We start from the raw sequence: 7729 nt of genomic DNA on the forward strand, positions 1-7729 counted from the left end.
TGGCCGAAATCATTGCTCCAACGGAATGTCGAATTGCACAAATTCTCTGCAACGGAACGAATCGAACGACTGCCTCTCGGACTGAAAAGCCAGTTGCAGCCAAGCCAACGATCAGCGCAAACCACCTCGCAAGCACACAAAAGCCGCGAACCTGGCCACATCCAAACGCCTCCAATGCTTTGCCAAACGCGAACAGAACTTGAGAAAACGCAGGTAAACCGCATTGGTTTGAACAGTCTTGCCGGTCGCCAGCCAGGCCGCCAGAGATTTTTTATCAGAAGAATGCCAAGTTGGCTTTGACAGTCGAACACGTTTGCGTAAACTTCCCCGCCACGCATCGAGGTCAGTTACCCGGAAACGTCATTAAACGCGTCCGACACTTCCGAGATGCAATCGCAAATAACTCATTGCGGCTTGCCGCGAAGAGATCCCGCGATAAACTGATCGTTGCCAAGAAACGAACTCAGGTTCCTTTCGACGCAAGGTTCAAACGCGGGCGTGTAGCTCAGTTGGTTAGAGCGCATCCCTGATAAGGATGAGGTCCCAGATTCGAGTTCTGGCACGCCCACTCGCGTTGCAAAGATTGCTCAGTCGGACTAGGCTTAGCAAACACAACGCAAACCGAAGGGGGTATAGCTCAGTTGGGAGAGCGCCTGCTTTGCACGCAGGAGGTCGTCGGTTCAAGTCCGTCTACCTCCACTTCGGCAATCGAAAATCCGGTGATGGCAACCGCAGCCTGCGAGACGCACACGTGCGTCACCATGGTACCTGCGGATCCTTGTGCAGCCGGTCGTGACACAACCTTTATTCCTTCATCGCAGTGAATGCTGCGGCGATCGAGCAAGAGACTCATTGTCACGCCAGCCTCTCTCGTGGAGGCGAGCCAGGTTTTACCTGCAAATAAAGCAACAGCACTGCGGTCTGAACGACCAAATGCCGCGTTGTTTAAAAGCAGCTCCAACTCGGCTCACTGCGGTGAAAACCACGATACTAAGATTTCATGGTTTTCTTGAGAAGAACGGTTGACGCAAACAGCGACGACCACTATCTTCCCGCTCCCGTCAACGGTAACCGACTTTCGCAACGCTTTGCGAAGCTCGGCTGTCGTTGACAGCACCCCCGATCTTTGACAATTTGGTTGTTTGGTAATTGGCATCAGTAATCAATAGATTTGCTGATCAGCTAGTGACTTCGGTTGCTTGCTGTGAAGGCAAATGATTGACTACAAAGTTCTTAAAATAGCGTGCCAACAAGCTTTCTTCGGAAAGTCGAGCCTGAAACGAAGCGGCCACTTAACCGCTGAGCTTTGAGTTCACGTTGGCATTTAGAATAGAGAAGTAAGCGAATCTGATAGGATTCTGTGTAATGATTGAGTCACGGCAGTGACTCGACCATGTGATATCGTTACGGTAATTGAATCGATGACATCAAGGGCCACAGGGCAGGGCGGTGACTGAGTTTACTCGGTAGCAGCTCTGGACAGTGAGTTCGAGATATCGTTGGCCAATCTACCAAGGGCGCATGGGGGATGCCTTGGCATTAAGAGAAAGGGCGTGGAAATCTGCGAAATGCTTGGGGGAATTGATAAACAAGTCGTGATCCCAAGATTCCCGGTAAAACCTGGTGAACTGAAACATCTAAGTAACCAGTGGAAGAGAAAGAAAAATCGATTCCGTCAGTAGCGGCGAGCGAAATCGGAAGAGCCCAAACCGAGAGGGTTTCCCTCTCGGGGTTGTAGGACTCCAATATCGGATTGTGTGTTGTTAGTGGAACGACTTGGAACGGTCGGCCACAGAGGGTGACAGTCCCGTACACGAAAGCATACACACACCGTAGGAGCACCTGAGTAGGTCCAGTCACGTGAAACCTGGATTGAACCCGCGGGGACCATCCCGCAAGGCTAAATACTCCTTAATGACCGATAGCTAACCAGTAGCGTGAGTGAATGGTGAGAAGAACCCCGTTTAGGGGAGGACAGTGAACCTGAAACCATGCGCCTACAAGCGGTCGGAGCCCGATTTGAACGGGTGACGGCGTGCCTTTTGCATAATGATCCGGCGAGTTGTGGTATGCGGCTTGGTTAAGCTCCTCCGGAGCGAAGCCCAAGGGAAACCGAGTCTGAATAGGGCGAAATTGTCGTATGCTGCAGACGCGAAAGCTGTGTGATCTACCCATGGGCAGGTTGAAGCGCGGGTTAAACTGCGTGGAGGACCGAACCCACTTAGGTTGAAAACTGAGGGGATGACCTGTGGGGAGGACTGAAAGTGTAATCAAACCAGCAGATAGCTCGTTCTCTCCGAAATATCTTGAGGGATAGCGTCGAGCCACTATTTACCGGGGGTAGAGAGACTGAATCGGATGGGGGCCCTTCCCGGGGTACCTCACCGAACCAAACTCCGAATACCGGTAAAACTATCTCGGCAGTCAGTCCCTGGGGGATAAGCTCCAGGGTCGAGAGGGAAACAACCCAGATCGCCTGCTAAGGTCCCTAAGGAATACTCAGTCACTAAGGAAGTTGAAGTGCCGTGACAGCTGGGATGTTGGCTTAGAAGCAGCCACCATTTAAAAAGTGCGTAACAGCTTACCAGTCGAGCATTTCTGCGCCGATAATGAACGGGAGTAAGTATTCCACCGAAGCAGCGGATTGAAGATTTATCTTCAGTGGTAGGAGAGCGTCGAAGACCAGATACAAGCCATACGGAAACGAGTGGTGTCGGGGTCTTCGAGTGATTATGCCGGAATGAGTAACGATAAAACAGGTGAGAATCCTGTTCGCCGAAAGCCTAAGGTTTCCTGGGGAAGGTAATTCCGCCCAGGGTTAGCCGGTACCTTAGTCGAGGCCGAAAGGCGTAGACGATGGATAGCAGGTCAACATTCCTGCGCCAAGTGTGTGGAGCGATGGAGGGACGGCGTCCGAAAAGCATGCGGACTAATAGATTGTCCGTTGCTCGGGTCTAAGATTGGAGGATTGGTAAATCCGCCTCAATAGGATCAAGGACCCGAGCTAACAGCATTCAAGTTCTGGATGATGTTGGAAGGACGTCCAAGAAAAGCTTCTAAGTGTTGAAGCACACTTGACCGTACTAAAACTGACACAGGTAGGCGAGATGAGTATTCTAAGGCGCTCGGGAGAACGGTGGTTAAGGAACTCTGCAAAATGGCTCCGTAAGTTCGCGATAAGGGGCGCCCACGCAAGTGGGCCACAGAAAATCGGCTGTATCGACTGTTTATCAAAAACACAGGTCTCTGCTAACACGCAAGTGGATGTATAGAGACTGACGCCTGCCCGGTGTTGGTAGGTTAAGGAAGATTGTTAGCATTAGCGAAGCAAGCGACCGAAGCCCCAATAAACGGCGGCCCTAACTATGAGGGTCCTAAGGTAGCGAAGTTCCTTGTCGGGTAAGTTCCGACCTGCATGAAAGGCGTAACGAATTCAGCACTGTCTCAACCACCGACCCGGTGAAATTGTAGTCGTGGTGAAGATGCCACGTACCCGCGGTTAGACGGAAAGACCCCGTGAACCTTTACTGTAGGCTGATATTGGGTTGAGATATGTCTTGTGTAGGATAGCTGGGAGGCTTTGAGCTCGGCACGCTAGTGTCGAAGGAGCCGTTGTTGAAATACCAGCCTGGTCATATTTTAATTCTAACTTTGATCTCGTGAATCCGAGCAAAGGACAGTGTCAGTCGGGCAGTTTGACTGGGGCGGTCTCCTCCCAAAGAGTAACGGAGGAGTACAAAGGTACACTCAGCCTGGTCGGCAATCAGGCGAAGAGCGTAAAGGTAGAAGTGTGCTTGACTGCGAGACCCATAAGTCGAGCAGGAACGAAAGTTGGTCTTAGTGATCCGGTAATCCCGAATGGAAGGGTTATCGCTCATCAGATAAAAGGTACTCCGGGGATAACAGGCTTATCGCATCCGAGCGTCCACAGCGGCGATGCGGTTTGGCACCTCGATGTCGGCTCATCACATCCTGGGGGTGTAGAAGCTCCCAAGGGTTTGGCTGTTCGCCAATGAAAGTGGTACGTGAGCTGGGTTCAGACCGTCGTGAGACAGGTCGGTCCCTATCTGCCGTGGGCGTTCGAATCTTGAGGGGATTCAACTTTAGTACGAGAGGATTTAGTTGGACGAAGCTCTGGTGTACCAGTTGTCGCGCTAGCGGCACGGCTGGATAGCTAACTTCGGAACGGATAAACGCTGAAAGCATCTAAGCGTGAAGCCCAACCCAAGATTAGGATTCGTAGACATTAGTCGAGAGCCCCCTGGAAGACGACCAGGTTGATAGGCTGGACGTGTAAGCACGGTAACGTGTTAAGCTTACCAGTACTAATGGGCGAAGGATTGGCCATCGATATCACGCACTCATGGTTCTATTAGAACCGCTTGATCTCTATTTGCTAATTCAAAGAACCGCCAATTACCAAACAACAAGTCAAATTTGGACTTGGTCTGTGCGAAAGATCGCGGCCAAGTTCTTATGGTGACCATATCGGAAAGGCTCCACCTGTTCCCATCCCGAACACAGCAGTTAAGCTTTCCGAGCCGATGATAGTGCCCACCAGTGCGAAAGTAGGTATCGCCATTTTTTAAAAAAGCCTCGCCAAGTGCGAGGCTTTTTTTATGCGCCGAGCTTCACCAGACGCATCAACCGTTTTAGCCTTCGCCTCGGGTCCCATCAGCAACACCTTCCCCCCTGCGAAAGCGCCAGCCGGGGAGTGTTTCTTTGCATCTGGCGTTGCCACGCCCCAGTCATCAACCCCCTCCCGCTTGCGGGAAGTCCGGCCGGTTTGCGACTGGTGGCGCCCTGATGATCATGCAAGTTTGCAAGGCGATGGCAACGATTGTTTCAAAGGCCGGCCGGGGAGGGTTTTGTTGTGGCTGCTTACAGTTGGCGTTGCCGACCGTTTCATCCTCACCTCGCTGACGCTCGACTCTCCCGCCAGCGGGTGAGTGCAGTCAAAGCTCATCAGCCGTTTTGGCCTCGCCATCGGAAGATCCTTTGCGTTTGCTTCTCTGTCAAAACATTGGAATGTTGAGCATGGTAAAATTGGGGTCGGGCCTCAAATCTTTTCTTCTTCGGTTCTTCCATCTCCCCAGCGAATTCCATGCTCCCTGCACCTACGTTTGTCATTTCGCTCCGGTTTTCGAAACGAATTATTGCGCCAATTTGTCTGGTGCTTGCCAGTTTATGGGTTTTTCATGCTTCGGAAGTCTCAGCAGAACTTTCGGTCCCTGATTTCATCAGTGACCACATGGTCTTGCAGCGGAACAGCGAAGCAAAAGTTTGGGGAACAGCTGCCCCGAGTTCTAAAGTTACTGCGTTCTTTAAAGGGCAGTCCTTCACCACGACCTCCAATCGGGAGGGCCAGTGGGCAATCGGTGTTGCAACGGGAGAAGCCGATTCAAAAGGGTCGGTTCTTAGGATCGAATCGGGCGACCTTGGCATTGAAATCATGGACGTTCTGGTAGGCGAAGTTTGGTTTGCTTCAGGCCAGTCCAACATGGTTTTCACGATGAATCGTGTCCGTGAGTATTCGGATGTAATCGCAGAAGCAGATCATCCAGGGATACGCATGTTCAATGCCGATACGGTGACGGCCGTAGAACCGCAAAACAACATTGATGGAGACTGGAGCATCTGCAGCCCTGAAACGGCTCCGCGATATTCCGCTGTCGCATTTTTCTTTGCCCAGCACCTGCACCAAGAGCTAGGCGTTCCGGTCGGCGTGATCAAATCCGCTTGGGGCGGGAAGCCGGTGGAGACCTTTACAAGCCGCGAGGCGCTGACGACTTTACCTGCGACCAGAAAACTAGTGGATGCAGCCGTCCAAGCGGACGCTGATTTCGATGAGACGCTTGCGATGAGCGGCTTTGAAAAACGGCTGGCAAGCTGGGGAAACGCCATGAGCAAGTGGCGACTAAAACCTGCAGATTCACGAGGACGTGCACCTCGTCGACCGGCCGTTCCCAAGCGACCTCTTAATACCGAAGGTCAACCCGGTGTACTGTTTAACTCCATGATTCATCCGTTCATTGGCTATACGATCAGGGGTGCCATCTGGTATCAGGGAGAAGGCAATGCGAAACCAGGTGCTGTCCCCTACGATCAGACACTCCCTTTGATGATCAATGATTGGCGTCAGCGTTGGGGAAGCGAGTTTTCGTTTTATTTCGTTCAGCTAGCAAACTTTCGCCAGCCTAGCACCGAGCCAGGTAATAGCGACCCTTGGCCTCTTCTTCAGGACCGGATGCGTCGAGTCTTGATGACAACGCCGAAAACGGGCATGGCGATCATCAACGATGTCGGCCAAGCAGACGACATTCACCCCAAGAATAAGCATGATGTTGGCAAACGCTTAGCTCTTTGGGCCCTGGCCAAAGACTACGACAAATCCCTGGTGTATAGCGGTCCACTGCTGAAGAACATTGAGTTTTCTGGCAACAGCGCAATCATCCACTTTGATCATGTTGGTGACGGGCTGAAAACTCGAGCCCCAGAGCAACCACTCTCTCGGTTTGAAATTGCGGGCAATGACAAGGTTTGGCACTGGGGAAATGCCAAGATCACAGGAACGAATACAGTGCTAGTCTCCTGCGAACACGTGCCCCGTCCTGTGGCTGTCAGGTATGCCTGGGCAGCCAATCCCAAGGGCGCAAACTTAGTCAATAGCGCTGAACTTCCCGCGTCCGTCTTTCGCACCGATCACTGGAACGATGTAATGGTCGCCGCCAACCAGGATAACGACGTGCGGACTAAAGCACTCGCGGATCGAAACCGACGTCGCGAACTGGCCAAACAAGTGCAGACCATCAAAGCGGAGGTTTTGGCTTCGCCACAAGGAAGTGACGAGCGGCAAGACTTGCTGAAGAAGCAACGACAACTCCTACAACAGTTCAAGGCACTTCTTCCTAAACAGCCGAACCAGTGATTGCTTTTTGGCACAACCGCGTCTTTCCCCATGCCCCGGGCGGTCTATCGTGTTCACGAAGCAAGAGTAGCTTTTTGAAGCATCGTTTTTGGACGATGCAGTTTAAGCTTTTCGGCAATCGATCATTGCGATGGAGATGAACGCTAATTGGTGCAACAACTCAGGGAGATGCTCGGCGTTAGACGCACTGTGTTTTATTCGACTCAACTTGCTGGCGGAGAAACCAAGATCGCCTGAGCTCATGGCATATGGCGTGTGACATTTCCAGAACCCCCTGGCTGGTTCTGGACCATGTTGAGGTTCCCTTCCACCGAGCGGGAGAAGCTGTGATTTGCTAGCATTTTGAACAACTATTTTCGATGTTTACCTTGTCAACATGGCTGTGCCCTATTGACCGCATAGGATTACAGGTACTTAATGAGGTGAACGCTTCTTTCAGGGTGTGAAGATCCGCCCTTTGATTAAACGCATGGTACTGGCAGGTACGCGTGGCTTGGTCCTGCTGCTTTTCCTTAGGAACCTTGCGTTTATGTGTCGTGACCCTCGTTCAGAGGTGCTCGATCCTCATCAGGTCGAAGCGGTGCACCTCTATAATCGGACCATTGATGGCCTTTATCTCTTAGGCAAAAATCCAGACACCGGCGAGGACTTTTCCTATCGCCAGGGCTGGCTGGTGGACAAAATTGTCTTGGTTCAACGGGAATTGGAATTTGCTAACCGGCGAGTAGTACAGGATGGCGGCTTCCTGCCGTGAAGATCAGGCATCCTGCCCGAAGTTTTTTCGCATTGTGGAAACATCGA

General features: G+C 51.9%; 2 protein-coding genes, 2 tRNA genes and 2 rRNA genes. All 6 read left to right on the top strand.

All coding sequences use genetic code 11. From position 1 onward, the window contains the following. Window positions 1-494 precede the first annotated feature (494 nt). The 6 genes from SV7mr_RS21535 to SV7mr_RS21560 all read left to right on the top strand — a co-directional run bounded on the left by SV7mr_RS21535 (window position 495) and on the right by SV7mr_RS21560 (window position 7682). Window positions 495-568 (top strand) — tRNA-Ile (locus SV7mr_RS21535). 58 nt (window positions 569-626) lie between these two features. Beyond that, window positions 627-699 (top strand) — tRNA-Ala (locus tag SV7mr_RS21540). 802 nt (window positions 700-1501) lie between these two features. Then, a 23S ribosomal RNA gene (locus SV7mr_RS21545) occupies window positions 1502-4348 on the top strand. A gap of 127 nt (window positions 4349-4475) precedes the next feature. Then, window positions 4476-4584, top strand: a 5S ribosomal RNA gene (gene rrf, locus SV7mr_RS21550). A 928-nt stretch (window positions 4585-5512) separates the two neighbouring features. Further along, complete coding sequence (locus SV7mr_RS21555) at window positions 5513-6928, top strand: sialate O-acetylesterase (RefSeq protein ID WP_419187730.1); 1416 nt, start codon at window positions 5513-5515, stop codon at window positions 6926-6928. Between the two features lie 529 nt (window positions 6929-7457). Beyond that, window positions 7458-7682, top strand: coding sequence for a hypothetical protein (locus SV7mr_RS21560; protein ID WP_419187731.1), 225 nt, complete (start codon window positions 7458-7460; stop codon window positions 7680-7682). Window positions 7683-7729: the final 47 nt, after the last annotated feature.

Source organism: Stieleria bergensis (genome assembly GCA_007745635.1).
GTDB classification, from domain to species: Bacteria; Planctomycetota; Planctomycetia; order Pirellulales; family Pirellulaceae; genus Stieleria; species Stieleria bergensis.